This window comes from Caballeronia sp. LZ062 (assembly GCF_031450785.1).
Classification (GTDB): Bacteria; Pseudomonadota; Gammaproteobacteria; order Burkholderiales; family Burkholderiaceae; genus Caballeronia.
This window is the reverse complement of record NZ_JARTWB010000002.1, coordinates 738,219-753,687: the sequence shown is the minus strand read 5'-3', so window position 1 is coordinate 753,687 and position 15,469 is coordinate 738,219. Positions and strand designations below refer to the sequence as shown.

Genomic DNA, 15,469 nt, shown 5'->3' with positions numbered 1-15,469 from the left:
TGATGCGCACCATTTCCATCCACGCTCGCGCCCTCTCTGAGGCGATCAACTCATGGCGTGAAGCAGCCGCCGGATGGCGCGCGCCGTCTCGATTGGCCGCTCCATCGGGAACAAATGGCCGCCTTCGATCCATTCGAAGTGCTCGCCCGCGATGCGCCGCGTCATGTCAAGCCCGACCTGCCGCACTTCCGTGGAATGCGTGCCCGCGACGAAGCCGACCGGCACCGGCGCGCCGTGCGCGAACCGCGCGCCTAGCGTGTGCGGCAGCGTGCGATAGATCCGGTATTCGACCTGGCGGTCGAACGCGAGCGTGCGCGTGCCGTTCACGTGCGTCCGCGGAATGCCGAAATCGATGTAGTCGGCCAGCATGCGCTCGTCCCAGCGCGCGAACGCGGGCTTCGCGCGGAAATGCCGCCACGCTTCTTCGCGGCTTCCCCACTGCATGCGGCGCTTTTTCGTCGCGGCGGCGGGCGAAAGCTGCTCGTCGAGCCCGGTCCATTGCGTCGCGCGAAGCACGCCGCTGCGCCATCCCGCGATGATCGGCGAATCCAGCATCACCACGCCTTTCACCCACTGGGGGCGCTTTTGCGCCGCCATCAGCGAAAGATAGCCGCCGAGCGAATGCCCGACGAGCCACACCTTCGGATGCGCGTCTTGCCGGTAGCGGCTCATGTCCTCGATGAGCTGATCCGCGAGGTGCGGCCAGCCCTGCGTGACCGGAAAGCGCGGATCGTGGCCGTATCGTTCGATGCTGCGAATCTCGTAGTCGTCGGCGAGTTCGGCAAAAACCGTGCGATACGTCGACGCCGGAAAGCCGTTCGCGTGCGAGAAATGGATGACGTCCTTCAAGCGGCTCCTCGTCTTGTCGTCTTGTTCTCAGCGCCCCATCCAGTAGCGCGCGTGCGTTTGCCGGTAGCGATCGAGCACGACTTCTGAGCCGATGTCGATGCGCGCCGCGCCGTCCTCGTCGCTGCGCGTGAGCGCGATGTCGCGCATCTGATAGCGCGCGTACACCGTGGGATTCGGATGGTGAAACCGGTTGCGATAGCCTACCTGAAATACCGCGGCGAGCGGCCCGACGGAATCGAGGAAAGGCTCGGTCGACGACGTGCGGCTGCCGTGATGCGGCACGATCAGCACATCGGCGCGCAACGCGGCGGGATCGCGCGCGAGGAGCGTGCGTTCGACGTCGGCTTCCATATCCGCCGTGAAGAGCGCGGTGCGCCCCGCTGCGTTCGTCACCTTCATCACGCAAGCCTGATGATTCGGCGTGCCGGTCAGCGGCCCGGGATCGGGCCACAGCACGCGGAAGTCCACGCGGTCCCATGTCCAGTGTTGACCGGCCGCGCAGCGCAGCGTATCGGCGCCGCGCCTGCCGGCGTCGGACCAGAGGGCATGATTCGCGGGCAGCGACGCCAGCAGTTGCCGCACTACGACCGCTTGCAGCACCGCAGGCGCCCCGCCCGCGTGGTCTGAATCGGAATGGCTGACGACGAGCGCATCCAGCGAACGCACGCCTGTTGCGATCAGATACGGCGCGACGATGCGCTCGCCTGCGTGCGTCGACTCGGGGCCGGGGCCGGCATCGAAAAGCAGCGTGTGATGCGCGGTCTCGACGACGAGCGCGGAGCCTTGGCCAATATCGAGCGCGGTCACGCGAAACGTGCCTTGTGACACGCCGCTCGACGCGGGTACGAGAAGCGGCAGCCACGTGAGCGGCACGGCAAAGCGCAACGGCCAACCGCGCGGCGCAAGCGCCCACGCCGCGCCCGTCAGCGACGCCGCCATCGCGAACATTCCGGGTTGCGGCAAATACCAGAGCGACCATGCGGGGCCTGCGTCGGCTACCTTTTCGAGCGCGTCGAACAGAACGGACAGCGCGGCGTGCGCGAAGTGAAGCATCGGCGCATCGAGCGGTGCGGGGGCGATGAGCGCGGCGAGCGTGGCAGGCGTCACGACGAAGCTGATCCACGGAATCGCGAACGCGTTGGCGAGCGGGCCGATGAGCGGAATTTGCGAGAACCAGTAGGCGGTCAACGGCGCGAGCGAGAGCGTGACGGCGTATTGCACGCGCGCGCTCGATGCCAAGTGTCCACGCACCTTCACAGCGGCGCGCCGGCATGCGTTGACGAGCGACCACGAACGGGTGCGCGGCGGCGGATCGGTGACGGCTTGGCTAGACCCGGCTTCATCAGGAAACGCGTTCGCAGCGGCGCGACCGCTCGCGCCGGTCAGCGAGCGGGAGCACCCGCGCGGCGGCGAATCGGCGACGGTTCGACTCGACGCGACTTCATCGGGCAGCACCGGATCACGCGCTTCCAAACCTGCGAGCCAGTCGTCGGCGTCGTCGCGCGGCGCTTTCGACGCGCGCCTGCCGTTGGATGTGATCGCATGCAAAATCGCCGCGACCGCGCAAAACGAGAGCCAGAATCCGGGCGATGTCACCGCCCACGGATCCGCGATCAGCACGAACGCAAGCGCCCACGCGAGCACGAGGGAGGACGCCGGCCGCCGCCCGCCGACGAACGCGATCGCGAACACGACCAGCGTCCACAACGTGCGCTGCGCGGGCACGTTGAAGCCCGCGAGCGCGGCATATAACGCCGCAAACGACGCCGCACCGAGCGCCGCCACCTTCGGCGCGGCAACCACCAGCGGCGCAGGCACGCCCGCCAAGCGAACGCGCTTCCACACGAAGCCGCAGACAAACGCAGCGAGTCCCGCGACGAAGCCGATGTGCAGCCCCGAAATGGCGACGAGATGGCTCGTGCCGGTCGCTCGCAGAACGGCCCAGTCGCCGTCGCTCACGGCGTCTTGCGCGCCCACCGCCAGCGCGACGACGACCCCGCGATGCGGCGCGTCCGCGAGCACCGTTTCGATGCGCCGCCGGATGCGCGCGCGCCAACGGTCGATGGCGAGCCATGGTCCGATTACGTCGCCGGGAAGAAGCCGCGCTGGCCGGCTGACGGACACGGAGCCTGTCGCGCGAATGCCGCGCTCAAGCAAGCCGACTTCGCCATCGCGCAGTGAGAAGTTCGCATTGGCGTGCGGGCGCTTGAGCCGCGCAGTCAGCGCCCAGCGTTGGCCCGCGACGAGCCCAGGCGCATCCTGCGCCCAAAGCAGTCTCACGATGCGCGGGAAATCACGCAATCTCGCGCCGTTGGATTCCACTTCGAAGAGAAAGCGCGTGCCTTCGTCTTGCGGCTCCGGCAGACCGCGCACAAAGCCGCTCAGTTCGATATCGCGCTGCTCGAACTCGACCGGCAAGTGCTGCTGCAAGCGCATTTCCGCGCGCACGGCGGCGTAGGCGAAGCCGATTGCAGCGGCTGCCACCGCGAAGGCCACGATGCGCCCTCGCCCGTTCACGACGAAACCCGCGCCCGCCGTTACGCAAAGAATCGCGATGCATGCCGCCCAGCCGCCCCAGCCCGGCAACACGGCCTGTTGCTGCAACCACGCGACGCCCAATGCAAAACACAGCAACACCGCCCGCACGCTTATGCTCTCCATTCTCGTCCCGCGAACGCATCCGCCCGCATCACATAATTCAGTGATCCGAACCGAATGCAACCGTGAACGATTATGAAGCCGCCAGCGCGAGCCGGGGCAGCGCGGCGTGCGCGTTAGCCGTTGTGCCTAGGGAAAGCGCGCCTTCATCGATGCCGCGAAGTTGCGCAAGCACTTTCGCGATGCCCGCGACCTGATCCGGCGTATTGCGGCCTTTGTAGCGCCAGGCGGGCGCAATGTCGGGCGCATCGGTTTCGAGCACGATCGCATCGAGCGGAAGGTCGGCCGCAAGCCGCCTGATCTGCCGTGCCCGCTCGAACGTCAGATTGCCGCCGAAGCCGAGCCGCATCCCCTGCGCGATGAACGCTTCCGCCTGCTGAAAGCTGCCGTTGAACGCATGGGCGATGCCGCAATGAATGCCGTGCACGCGCAGGCCCTTGAGCACCTTGTCCTGCGACTTGCGCACGTGGCAAATCACCGGCAGTCGGAACTCGCGGGCGAGCTTCAGTTGCTCGTAGTAGAAGAACTGCTGGCGCGCATCGTCGAGCGTCGGCACGAAATAATCCAGCCCGATTTCGCCGATACCGACGAAGCGCGGATCGTCCATGCTCGCCGCGATTTGCTCGCGCAGCACGCGCAGGTCGTCGTCGGTGGCGCGAGGCGTGAAAAGCGGATGGATGCCGAGCGCATACGCGCCGCCCTCGATGCGATGCGACAACGCGCGCACCGTATCGAAGTTCGACCGCTCGACGCCCGGAATCACGATGCGCGTCACCGCTGCATCGACCGCCGCGCGGGCCACCGCGTCGCGGTCCGCGTCGAACTCGGAGGCATCGAGATGACAGTGCGTGTCGATCCACATGGCGTCCTCCGAGGCGCGCGCCGCTTAGACGGGCACCGGCGGCTCTTCGTGCAGCACGCCGTCGCGCAGACGCATGATGCGGTCGCAGCGCGCGGCGAGATCGGGATCGTGCGTGACGATCACGAAGCTCGTCTCGAGCGTCTGCGACAACTCCAGCATCAGGTTGAACACCGTATCCGCCGTGCCGCCGTCGAGGTTGCCGGTCGGTTCGTCGGCGAGCACGCACGCGGGCCGCGTGACGAGCGCCCGTGCAATCGCCACGCGTTGCCGCTCGCCGCCCGACAGCGCGCCCGGCCGATGCTTCGCGCGATGCGCGATGCCGACGCGTTCCAGCATGGCCATCGCTTCCTTGCGCGCCGCGTCTTCGCTCATGCGGCGAATGCGCAGCGGCATCGCGACGTTATCCAGCGCGGTGAATTCAGGCAGCAAATGATGAAACTGATACACGAAACCGAGCGCGCGATTACGCAGTTCGTTGCGCTCTTTCTCTTTTAGCTCGGTGAACGGCTTGCCGAGCAGCGACACTTTGCCCGCGCTCGGCTCGTCGAGGCCGCCGAGCACGTGCAGCAGCGTGCTCTTGCCGGAACCGGACGCGCCGACGATCGCGAGCTTTTCGCCGCGATAGATTTCGAGCTGCGCGTTGTCGAGTACCCGCACGCTTGCGCCGCCCTGCTCGAACGCCTTAGAAATCGCCGACGCCTGCAGCACGACATTATTTGCCGGAATCAGGTCACTCATAGCGCAGCGCCTCCGCCGGACGAACCTTCGCGCCGCGCCAGCTCGGATAGAGCGTCGCGAGCGACGACAACAAAAACGCGATGACGCCGATCTTCATGACATCGCCCGGCACGAGTTCGGACGGCAACTCGCTGATGAAGTACACCGAAGGCGGCAGGAACTGCACGCCGAGCACATGCTCGATCATCGGCACGAGCCACGGAATGCTCCACGCAATCACGCAGCCGAGCGACACGCCGAGCGCCGTGCCGATAAAGCCGATGGTCACGCCCTGCACCACGAATATCTTCATGATCGAGCCGGGCTGCGCGCCGAGCGTGCGCAAGATGGCGATATCGGCCTGCTTGTCGGTGACGGTCATCACGAGCGACGACACCAGATTGAACGCCGCCACCGCGATGATCAGCGTGAGAATGATGAACATCATGCGTTTTTCGATCTGCACGGCGGAGAACCACGTCTTGTTCTGCTGCGTCCAGTCGCGGATATAGAGGTCGCCGGAGAGCGTGTGCGACAGTTGCCGCGCGACATCGGGCGCGCGCTGCATGTCCTTCAGACGCAGACGCACGCCGGTCGGCGCGGGAAGGCGAAAGAGCGCTTGCGCGTCGCGGATCGAAATGAGCGCGAGCGTCGAATCGTATTCGTAGTGGCCGGACTCGAAGATGCCGACGACCGTGAACTGCTTCAGGCGCGGCATCATGCCCGCGGGCGTGATGGTGCCTTCGGGCGCGACGAGCGTGATCTTGTCGCCGGTCATCACGCCGAGGTTCGTTGCGAGATCGCCGCCAAGCACGATGCCGAATTCGCCGGGAACCAAGTCCGCGAGCTTGCCCGCGCGCATTTCCTTGCCGATATCCGACACTTCCGGCTCGAGCGACGGCTCCACGCCGCGCAGCGCGACGCCGCTCACCGCGCCTTGCCGCGTCAAGAGCGCCTGCGCTTCGACGTAGGGCGCCGCGCCGGTCACTTCGGGATTGCGCTTGGCTTCCTGCGCGGTCAACTGCCAATTGGGCATGGACCCCGTCGGCGAGAAGATTTCGACATGCGCGAGCACCGAGAGCATGCGGTCGCGCACTTCCTTCTGGAAGCCGTTCATGACCGACAGCACGACGATCAGCGCGGCGACGCCGAGCGCGATGCCCGCCATCGACACGAGCGCGATGAATGAGATGAAGCCGTTGCCTGTGGTGCGTTTGCTGGCGCGCGTGTAGCGCCAGCCAATCTGCCATTCGTACGGAAGTTTCAAGCGAATCCTTTTTCTGCTGTTGCTGCGTTGCTATCTTGGCCGGCGTGAAGGCGTGAATCGCCCCGATTTGACAGCGCATGACCGGGCCGTGCGCCTTGCGCCGCGAAATTTGCGAAAGTTTGCCACACATGGGGTCGGCGTCGTAACAAGCGCGGGTCTTGCAGCGCCTTGCGCATCGTGCCCCCCGCCGATGACGCGTCGCGCTTTGCCCTACAATGCCGACCATCATGCCCCTTGCCGACCTTCACCTTCTGCTGCCGTTCGCCCTGCCCTCGGCGGCCGACGCCGCGACTGCGCTGCACGGACTGGACAGCGCGGCGCTTGACCGACTGCTTGCCCGCGCGACGCTCGAAGAACGCGTGATCGGCGAAGACTTCCAGCGTACGCTGCCGCATGAGCGCTGGATCGCGCAACGCTTCGGCATCGTTTCGCCGAACGCGGGCCAACGTTATGCCGACGACGCCCCGCTCGCGCCCTTCATGCTCCTTGCCGATGGCGGCGATCCCGGCGCGTCCGGTTCTGGAGACGCCGCGCTGTGGGCGTGCATCGAGCCGGTTCACGTGCGCATCGCGCACGATCATCTCGTGCTGATCGATCCCGCCACGCTCGGCGTGCGCACCGAGGAAGCGCGCGCGCTGCTGGACACCGCACGGCCGGTCATCGAAGACTTGGGCCTAGCGTTGCAGGCGCCGACGCCGCTGCGCTGGTACGTATCGGGCGATGCGCTCGGCGCGCTCGCGGGCGCGTCGCCGTTGCGCGCGGCGGGACGCAACATCGAAATCTGGCTGCCGCACGAAGCCCGGACCGGCGATCGCTCGCGCCCGTGGATGAAGCTGCAGAACGAAGTGCAGATGGCGTGGTTCGAACATCCGCTGAACGTCGAGCGCGAATCGCGCGGACTTCCGCCCATCAATTCGATCTGGCTGCACGCACAAGGCGCGATGCGCCCGGTCACGCGCCCGTTCGCCGCCGTGATGTCCGATGCCGCCGCCACGCGCGGCCTCGCGCTCGCTTCGGGCGTGAAGCCGTCTACGCCGCCGGAGTCGTATGCAGCGCTTCCGAAAGACGGCGGCGAAGGCGCGACGCTCGTCGAACTCGACCCGTTTTCCGCGCCGTTCATCGAGCAGGACTGGGCGCGCTGGAACGCGGCGCTGAAGGCGCTCGAAGATGCGTGGTTCGCGCCGGCGCTCGATGCGCTATCGAGCGGTTCGCTCAAGCGCCTGCGTCTCACGCTGTGCGGCGATACGGGCTCGGTCACGCTGTCGGTCACGCGCGGCGATTTGCGCAAATTCTGGCGCCGCCGCCCTATCGCGGCGCTTCTCATCGAATAAGGCTCTTCCCGCATGACGCGAATCGTTACCCGCGCCTCGTCCCCCGCCGATGCCGAAGCCCTTATGCGCCATGGCCTGCATCCCGTGATCGCGCGGCTCTATGCGGCGCGAGGCGTCACGTCGCCGGACGAAGTGGAAACCGAGTTGAAGCGCCTGCACGCGCCCATCGGCCTGAAGGGTTGCGACGACGCTGCCGCCGTGCTCGCCGATGCGCTCGCGGCCGGCAAGCGCATGCTCGTCGTCGCGGATTACGACTGCGACGGCGCGACCGCGTGCGCGGTTGCCGTGCGCGGCCTGCGCATGTTCGGCGCGACCATCGACTATCTGGTGCCGAACCGCTTCGAATACGGCTACGGGCTGACGCCCGAGATTGTCGAACTGGCCGCGCGCTCGCCGCTCGGCGTGCCGGATCTGCTGATTACCGTCGATAACGGCATCGCGAGCGTCGAAGGCGTCGCGGCGGCCAACGCGCTCGGCATCGATGTCGTCGTGACCGACCATCACCTGCCGGGCGACGAACTGCCCGCCGCACGCGCCATCGTCAATCCGAACCAGCCGGGCTGCGGCTTTCCGAGCAAATGTATCGCGGGCGTCGGCGTGATGTTCTACGTGCTGCTCGCGCTGCGTGCCGAGCTGCGCCGGCGCGGCGCTTACGAGAGCACGCCGGAGCCGCGTCTGGACGGCCTGCTCGATCTCGTTGCGCTCGGCACCGTGGCCGATGTCGTGAAGCTCGACTGCAACAACCGGATTCTCGTCGCGCAGGGTTTGAAGCGGATTCGCGCAGGCCGCATGCAGCCGGGCATCGCCGCTCTGTTCCGCGCGGCCGGCCGCGATGCGCGCGCCGCGTCGGGCTTCGATCTCGGCTTCGCGCTCGGGCCGCGCCTGAACGCGGCGGGACGGCTCTCGGACATGTCGCTCGGCATCGAATGCTTGACGACCGACGACATCGGCCGCGCATGGGAACTCGGGCAACAGCTCGACGCGATGAACCGCGAGCGGCGCGAAATCGAAGCCGGCATGCAACAGCAGGCGCTCGCCGAACTGCAATCGTTCGATGCGGGCGAGCGCGCGACCCTCACGCTCTACGACGCGAGCTGGCATCAGGGCGTGATCGGCATCGTCGCCGGGCGGCTGAAGGAGCGCTTTCACCGGCCGTCGTTCACGTTCGCGCACGCCGACGACGCCGGCACGCTCTCAAAAGGCTCCGGACGCTCGATTCCCGGCTTCCATTTGCGCGATGCCGTCGATCTCATCAGCAAGCGCGAGCCCGGTCTCATCCACAAGTTCGGCGGCCACGCAATGGCGGCGGGCCTCACGCTCGCCACCGCCGACATTCCGCGCTTCACGGACGCGTTCGAAGCGATCGGCCGCGAGTGGCTGACCGCCGACGCGCTCTCGCGGACCATCGAGACGGACGGCGAACTGGAGGACGCGTATTTCACGCCGCAATTCATCGAACTGCTCGACGCGGCGGTCTGGGGACAGGGCTTTCCGGCGCCGACGTTTTCGGGGGAATTCGACGTCGCGTCGCAATCGCTCGTGAAGGACAAGCACCTAAAGCTGCAACTCGTGCGCGGCCGCCAGCGTTTCAACGCGATCTGGTTCAATCACGTCGATCCGCTGCCGCCGCGCGCGACTGTCGCGTACCGGCTCGTCAGCGATTCGTGGAACGGCGTGGCGCGCGTGCAGCTGATCGTCGAGCACGCGGCTTGAGGCAGCGTTCGCCGCATTGTCGTGTTCGGCGCGCGTCTTCGCTAATTGGCCGACCGCGCCAATACGATTGCGCGCTTCGAGAGTTGGTCAGCCCGCAGAAAATCGAGTAGACGTTCGTCAACCCGAAAATCGGCGCGACGCCGGAAGACGCGGCGAAGTACATCGTGGCTTAGGCAGCGTTTGCGGCATCGCCATTTCGGCGCGCGTCTTCGTTAATCAGCCCCCGCGCCAGTGCGATTGCGCGCTTCGAGCGTTCGTCAGCCCGCAGAAATCGAAGAGACGTTCGTCAACCTGAGGCGAAGTACATCGTGCCGCTCGACGCCCCGCGCGAAGCGCCTGTGCACGGACGTTCAAGCGCGCAGCGTCCCGTGTCACGGCGTGCGCCAGCGCGGGAAAAGCGCGTCGATCGGCTATAATTTGACCTTTTTACGAAGCCGAAGATCGACAATGGAAGCAGAACGTCTCAACGCGATCGAAAGCCTTCTGGCCGACCTGCGCCGCCGCGCGGGCGAGCTACGGGGGTATCTTTGACTACGACGCCAAGTCCGCGCGCCTAGCCGAAGTCAACAAGGAACTCGAAGACCCGAACGTCTGGAACGACTCGAAGAACGCGCAGGCGCTCGGTCGTGAAAAGAAGCTGCTCGACGGCGTGGTGTCGACGCTTTCCGCCCTCGACAACGATCTGCGCGACGCCGACGAACTCTTCGAGATGGCGCGCGAAGAAGGCGACGAAGACACGCTCGTCGCCTGCGAATCCGACGCCGACGCACTGAAAGCGCGCGTCGAAGACATGGAATTCCGCCGGATGTTTTCGAACCCGGCCGATCCGAACAACTGCTTCATCGACATTCAGGCGGGCGCGGGCGGCACCGAGGCGTGCGACTGGGCGTCCATGCTGCTGCGCCAGTATCTGCGCTACTGCGAGCGCAAGGGTTTCAAGACCGAAGTGCTCGAAGAATCCGAAGGCGACGTCGCCGGCATCAAGAGCGCGACGATCAAGGTCGAAGGCGAGTACGCGTACGGCTATCTGCGCACCGAAACCGGCATTCACCGGCTCGTGCGCAAGTCGCCGTTCGATTCCTCGGGCGGGCGGCACACGTCGTTCTCGTCGGTGTTCGTGTATCCGGAAATCGACGATTCCATCGAGATCGAGATCAATCCCGCCGATATCCGCACGGACACGTATCGCGCATCGGGCGCGGGCGGCCAGCACATCAACAAGACGGACTCCGCCGTGCGTCTCACGCACGCGCCGACCGGCATCGTCGTGCAGTGCCAGAACGACCGCTCGCAGCACCGCAACCGCGCCGAAGCCATGCAGATGCTGAAGGCGCGTCTGTACGAATTCGAAATGCGCAAGCGCCAGGCCGAGCAGGACAAGCTCGAATCGAGCAAGACGGACGTGGGCTGGGGACATCAGATTCGCTCCTACGTGCTCGACCAGAGCCGCGTGAAGGACCTGCGCACCAGCGTGGAAATGAGCAACACGCGCGCCGTGCTCGACGGCGACCTCGACGACTTCATCAGCGCGAGCCTGAAACAAGGCGTTTAAGTCTTCAAGCGGCGCGGCTTCCGGTCGCGCCGTCTTCGTTTCATCCGCCGCGCATTTGCCGCACATCCGCAGCATCACAAGCCAAGAATCATCATGACCGAACCGACTCAGACGAGCGCCGCTCCCGAACTGGAAGACAACCAGATCATCGCCGAGCGCCGCGACAAGCTGCGCTCGCTGCGTGAGCAAGGCGTCGCCTATCCGAACGATTTCCGCCCGACGCATCAGGCGGCCGCGCTGCAAAATGACTACGCCGAGACCGACAAGGAGACGCTCGAAGCGAATCCCCTGCCCGTCGCGCTCGCGGGCCGCATGATGCTGAAGCGCGTGATGGGCAAGGCGAGCTTCGCGACGGTTCAGGACGGCAGCGGGCAGATTCAGTTCTTCGTGACGCCCGCCGACGTCGGCGCGGACGTCTACGAGGCATTCAAGAAGTGGGACCTGGGCGACATCATAGCCGCGAAGGGCGTGCTTTTCCGCACGAACAAGGGCGAACTGTCGGTGCGCTGCACGGAACTGCGGCTCTTGTCGAAGGCGCTGCGTCCGCTGCCGGACAAATTCCACGGCCTCGCCGACCAGGAAATGCGCTATCGCCAGCGTTACGTGGATCTGATCGTGACGCCGGAGTCGCGCAAGACGTTCATGGCGCGCACGAAGGCCGTCACGTCCATCCGCAACTTCATGGCGCAGGCGAACTTCATGGAAGTCGAAACGCCGATGCTGCATCCCATTCCGGGCGGCGCGGCGGCGAAGCCTTTCGTCACGCACCACAACGCGCTCGACATGCAGATGTTCCTGCGCATCGCGCCGGAGCTTTATCTCAAGCGGCTGATCGTCGGCGGCTTCGAGCGCGTGTTCGAAATCAATCGCAATTTCCGGAACGAAGGCGTCTCGCCGCGTCACAACCCGGAATTCACGATGATGGAGTTCTACGCGGCCTACACGGATTACCGCTGGTTGATGGACTTCACCGAACAACTGATCCGCCAGGCCGCCGTCGACGCGCTCGGCACCGCGACCATCATGTATCAGGGGCGCGAGCTGGATTTGTCGAAGCCGTTCCATCGCCTGACCATCAACCAGGCGATTCAAAAGTACGCGCCGCAGTACACCGACGCGCAGCTCGGCGACGCCGTGTTCCTGCGCACGGAGTTGAAGAAGTTCGGCGTCGATACGACGCAGCCCGCTTTCCTGAACGCCGGCATCGGCGCATTGCAACTCGCGCTCTTCGAAGAGACGGCGGAATCGCAGTTGTGGGAGCCGACGTATATCGTCGATTATCCGATCGAAGTCTCGCCGCTCGCGCGCGCGTCGGATTCGGTGCCGGGCATCACGGAACGCTTCGAGCTGTTCATCACGGGGCGCGAGATCGCGAACGGCTTTTCGGAACTAAACGATCCGGAAGATCAAGCCGCGCGCTTTCAGAAGCAGGTTGACCAGAAAGACGCGGGCGACGAAGAAGCCATGTATTTCGACGCGGACTACATTCGCGCGCTCGAATACGGCATGCCGCCGACGGGCGGCTGCGGCATCGGCATCGACCGTCTGGTGATGCTGCTGACCGACAGCCCGAGCATCCGCGATGTGATTCTCTTTCCGCATCTGCGTCGGGAAGACTGAGCGGGCGGTGCGGTTTGTGTCCGGTGAGAAGCGCGTCCTTCGGGGCGCGCTTTTTTTTGCTCCTTCGTGGATGTCCGGGGAACCGTTCGCGATAAAGCTTATTCGAGCATAACCTGCCGTTCAGCGAGCGCGAAAGTTGCCAGCAGTACAACCGCAGTCCTCCCAGAACCTGACGGACGAGCCGTGCGCGCATTCGGCGTTTACGGACATTCAGAGGCACTCGTTCCTGAGGCGAAACTAAGTTGCAGCAGAAGAAAATAAGGGGCCGATGGCCCCTAACCTCATTGCGCCCTTGCAGGCTCACCAATGCTCTTCAGCAAAGCATTGTATTGGTCAGGATCAGTTGCGTAGATCCTATCTAGGACGAAGTTAGCCACCTTTGCAATCTCGGGAATTTCGACTGGCTTGAATCCTCGATCTGGGATCGACTCAAGGTGTGAGAATTCGTTGTTGAGCCGGTTCATCAGTGCGATTGCTGTAGCATCCTCTTCGCCAAAGAATTTCTTGATGCGTTCAAAAGCGTCATTCTTGTCGTCATGATGCGGAAACTTGAAGAACAAAAATGCTTCGAGGAACTTGCGAAGATTGTTCCCAAAGCCGTAGAACGGCTCATGTCCACCTTGAACTGCATCCTGATTCTTGCATTTGTAAATCTGGTGGAACAGGTAGTTGAATTCAGTGACGTAGTCCCGCAGGTACGAGGGCATCAAGGAAATATTGCTCGAACCACCATTTCTCTCAATGATGAAATGCTGGTTTCCACCGTGGTTCTTCTCGGCGGGCATTGAAATCTTCTTGAGATACTTCAAGAAGTCCAGATTGTGGGTAGAGATGAAGAGTTGCTTATAGCGATAACCGTTTGATCCATCCTGCTTCTTGGTTGGCCTTGCAATCAAGCTCTCGATCAAGCTGAACATGAAGAAAATGTGGTTACCGTCCAAGCTGGAAATCGGATCGTCAATATAGATGATCAGATCTCTGCCCTTGCTGTTGGGCTCTTCCAGCTTGGCAATGAAGTAGCAGAACGCGATGAGACTACATTCGCCTTCACTGAGGTTGTAAGCCGACTTTCCGTCGCGCGTGACTTCGAAACGAACGGCAGTCTTCTCGCCGTTGTCTTTGGCTTCTAGCTTGATTCCGTCATGACCGAAGAAGTGATTCAAGAGTGAATTGACCCTCTCGGCACCTTTGCGCTCATCTTTCTGCTTGCCCTGTAGGATGACGACTTCGGCTTCTGAATTGACGATCTGAGTGTTGACGACGGTGTAAGCGGTGTAGGCGTTGCGTGCCTCAGTTTCAAGATCGGCGATACGGATTTTTTCCGCATCGTAGGCAATGTCAGCAACGAACGACGCTACATCGGTAAGCCGGAGTGCTTCGCGTGCAGAAATCTTGTCCTTTTCGAGAGAACTCGTTTTGCTGTTGCTCTTGGCTATCAGGGAATTGATATCGTCCACACAGCCTTGGATAGCGGCAGAGTCGTAGTCGGACGAGGGCATGGCAACCCGCTCGAAGAGGCTGTTTCTTCGCGCGTGCAGTGCGGCTTTAAGTGTTTCTAGATTCTGCTTGTAGACCTTCAGACACTCGGCAAGCGCCTTCTTTCTTGCTTCGAACTGGACTTTCTCTTCCGCATAGAATCTATCGCCGGTTAACGTCATGAAGCCGGGAACTCGGTTAATCTCAGAGTCAACAGAGGTAATACATGCATCCAGTGCGGATTCAAGGTCTGCAGATTCTTGGCTAAAGTGGGCGTCGAGGGCATGCCAAATATTGGCCGGCAAGCTTTGACGGCAGAAAGCACAGGTGTCGCGCTTGTCTTTATGTAGCGGGATACCCTGTTTCACCCAGAGCTGAAGAACAGTATCACTAAGTAGCTCGCCAATCGCCTGGGTCGGCTTAATCTGTCTGTCCAGCAACTCTTTCGCAACTATTGCGATTGCCTCGATCTTCAGAGTAACAGACGCCGTGTCTGTAATGTCGGGCAGGGCTTCTTGCTTGAGCAGGTTGATCTTTGCAGCTTGCTCTTCAGTCGTTAGTGGGACAAAGCCTGCTTTCTTGACCGCAGTGATGTCTTTTTTGATGCTCTCTATGTTGTAGACGGCAGGGCCATACGTACGGTTTTGCTTGATCTTCTCGTTGGCATGAGCTCGCAGCTTTCCTTCCAGAGAATCAAATGCAGTCTTATGGTTGCCTGTTGTCCTGTCCCGCTCCTTGCGCTTTTCTTCCAGGTCATGCCGAAGACCGGTCTTGTTCTCGACACTGCCCAGCTTGACGCCGATGGCAGCAATAGCATCTTCAATCTCCTTGTTCTTCTCGCCGACGATAGCAAAGGTTTTGATCTCGCCGTCATTGGTTTGATTGACAAGGAAGCTGAGATTGTCGCTTACGAAATCACGGTTATAGACCCGAACGTCGTAGGCATTACAGCCGATGGTGAGCTGAGTGACATCACCCTTGTCGCCGTGAACGGTGAATGACGAGCCTGTATAGTTTTGCGGAAGGCGTCCGGTTTCCAAAGCCCGGAAGATTCGCGAAAGGGTAGTCTTCCCGGAATAGTTGCGACCATACAGGATGTTCAAGCGTTTGAAATTCTGCGGGTTGTCTCCAGCATCCCGAATACGCCTTCTCCAATCCAAGCCTGTAAAGCTACCGAAGCTGGTGATGTCAAGTCCAGTAATCATCTCTTATACCCCTCGCATATTGTTCGTTTTCGTGATGAGTAGTTTACTCTAGGGCACGATATGCTTCTTCATTCTAAAGGGCAGCGTGCATTTCATGGGTTGCTGGGGCTCCCCAAGACCCCGCCCACTTCGATAGGCTTCATCCAAAACTCGCTGTCAACGCCGATTGAATTTTCTCCGCCGGTGTGCAAGTTTCAAGTAAGCGCTAACACACGGGAC

The 15,469-nt window shown here is 62.9% G+C and carries 10 protein-coding genes; 4 read left to right on the top strand and 6 right to left on the bottom strand.

From position 1 onward, the window contains the following. Positions 1 to 45: 45 nt before the first annotated feature. From P9239_RS09555 to P9239_RS09535, 5 genes are all read right to left on the bottom strand, one after another. The gene (locus P9239_RS09555; RefSeq protein WP_309750220.1) at positions 46 to 849 is read right to left on the bottom strand and encodes an alpha/beta hydrolase; all 804 of its coding nucleotides are present in this window, start codon (positions 847 to 849) and stop codon (positions 46 to 48) included. Positions 850 to 876: 27 nt separating this feature from the next. After that, a complete protein-coding gene (locus tag P9239_RS09550) occupies positions 877 to 3,510 on the bottom strand; it encodes a ComEC/Rec2 family competence protein (protein WP_309750219.1) in 2,634 nt (877 codons plus the stop codon). Positions 3,511 to 3,580: 70 nt separating this feature from the next. Beyond that, a complete protein-coding gene (locus P9239_RS09545) occupies positions 3,581 to 4,369 on the bottom strand; it encodes a TatD family hydrolase (protein ID WP_309750218.1) in 789 nt (262 codons plus the stop codon). Positions 4,370 to 4,393: 24 nt separating this feature from the next. Then, positions 4,394 to 5,107, bottom strand: coding sequence for a lipoprotein-releasing ABC transporter ATP-binding protein LolD (lolD, locus tag P9239_RS09540; RefSeq protein WP_309750217.1), 714 nt, complete (start codon positions 5,105 to 5,107; stop codon positions 4,394 to 4,396). Further along, positions 5,100 to 6,353, bottom strand: coding sequence for a lipoprotein-releasing ABC transporter permease subunit (locus tag P9239_RS09535; RefSeq protein ID WP_309750216.1), 1,254 nt, complete (start codon positions 6,351 to 6,353; stop codon positions 5,100 to 5,102). Before P9239_RS09535 ends, lolD begins: the two co-directional genes overlap by 8 nt. A 215-nt stretch (positions 6,354 to 6,568) precedes the next feature. On the opposite strand from P9239_RS09535, the gene P9239_RS09530 reads away from it, so the two are divergent. From P9239_RS09530 to lysS, 4 genes are all read left to right on the top strand, one after another. Beyond that, a complete protein-coding gene (locus P9239_RS09530; protein WP_309750215.1) occupies positions 6,569 to 7,684 on the top strand; it encodes a regulator in 1,116 nt (371 codons plus the stop codon). Positions 7,685 to 7,696: 12 nt separating this feature from the next. Beyond that, positions 7,697 to 9,397: a single-stranded-DNA-specific exonuclease RecJ gene (gene recJ, locus P9239_RS09525; RefSeq protein WP_309750214.1), complete on the top strand. Its 1,701-nt coding sequence runs from the start codon at positions 7,697 to 7,699 to the stop codon at positions 9,395 to 9,397. A gap of 447 nt (positions 9,398 to 9,844) precedes the next feature. Continuing rightward, positions 9,845 to 10,949, top strand: a protein-coding gene (gene prfB, locus P9239_RS09520; RefSeq protein WP_309750213.1) for a peptide chain release factor 2 whose coding sequence is annotated in 2 segments (ribosomal slippage) — positions 9,845 to 9,916 and positions 9,918 to 10,949 — 1,104 coding nt in all. Because the reading frame shifts where the segments join, the coding sequence is not laid out codon by codon here. 93 nt (positions 10,950 to 11,042) lie between these two features. Then, on the top strand, positions 11,043 to 12,569 hold the full coding sequence (gene lysS / locus P9239_RS09515) for a lysine--tRNA ligase (RefSeq protein WP_309750212.1): 1,527 nt from the start codon (positions 11,043 to 11,045) through the stop codon (positions 12,567 to 12,569). Positions 12,570 to 12,850: 281 nt separating this feature from the next. Here lysS and P9239_RS09510 read toward each other — a convergent pair whose 3' ends face one another. Beyond that, positions 12,851 to 15,250 (bottom strand): AAA family ATPase, encoded by a 2,400-nt coding sequence (locus P9239_RS09510; protein WP_309750211.1) that lies wholly within the window; start codon positions 15,248 to 15,250, stop codon positions 12,851 to 12,853. Positions 15,251 to 15,469: the final 219 nt, after the last annotated feature.

What these genes read in the sequence shown, in the direction of transcription:
- lysS (WP_309750212.1), top strand. Translation starts at nt 11,043, where the DNA reads ATGACCGAACCGACTCAGACGAGCGCCGCTCCCGAACTGGAAGACAAC.
- recJ (WP_309750214.1), top strand. Translation starts at nt 7,697, where the DNA reads ATGACGCGAATCGTTACCCGCGCCTCGTCCCCCGCCGATGCCGAAGCC.
- P9239_RS09545 (WP_309750218.1), bottom strand. Translation starts at nt 4,369, where the DNA reads ATGTGGATCGACACGCACTGTCATCTCGATGCCTCCGAGTTCGACGCG.
- P9239_RS09510 (WP_309750211.1), bottom strand. Translation starts at nt 15,250, where the DNA reads ATGATTACTGGACTTGACATCACCAGCTTCGGTAGCTTTACAGGCTTG.
- P9239_RS09550 (WP_309750219.1), bottom strand. Translation starts at nt 3,510, where the DNA reads ATGGAGAGCATAAGCGTGCGGGCGGTGTTGCTGTGTTTTGCATTGGGC.
- lolD (WP_309750217.1), bottom strand. Translation starts at nt 5,107, where the DNA reads ATGAGTGACCTGATTCCGGCAAATAATGTCGTGCTGCAGGCGTCGGCG.
- P9239_RS09530 (WP_309750215.1), top strand. Translation starts at nt 6,569, where the DNA reads ATGCCGACCATCATGCCCCTTGCCGACCTTCACCTTCTGCTGCCGTTC.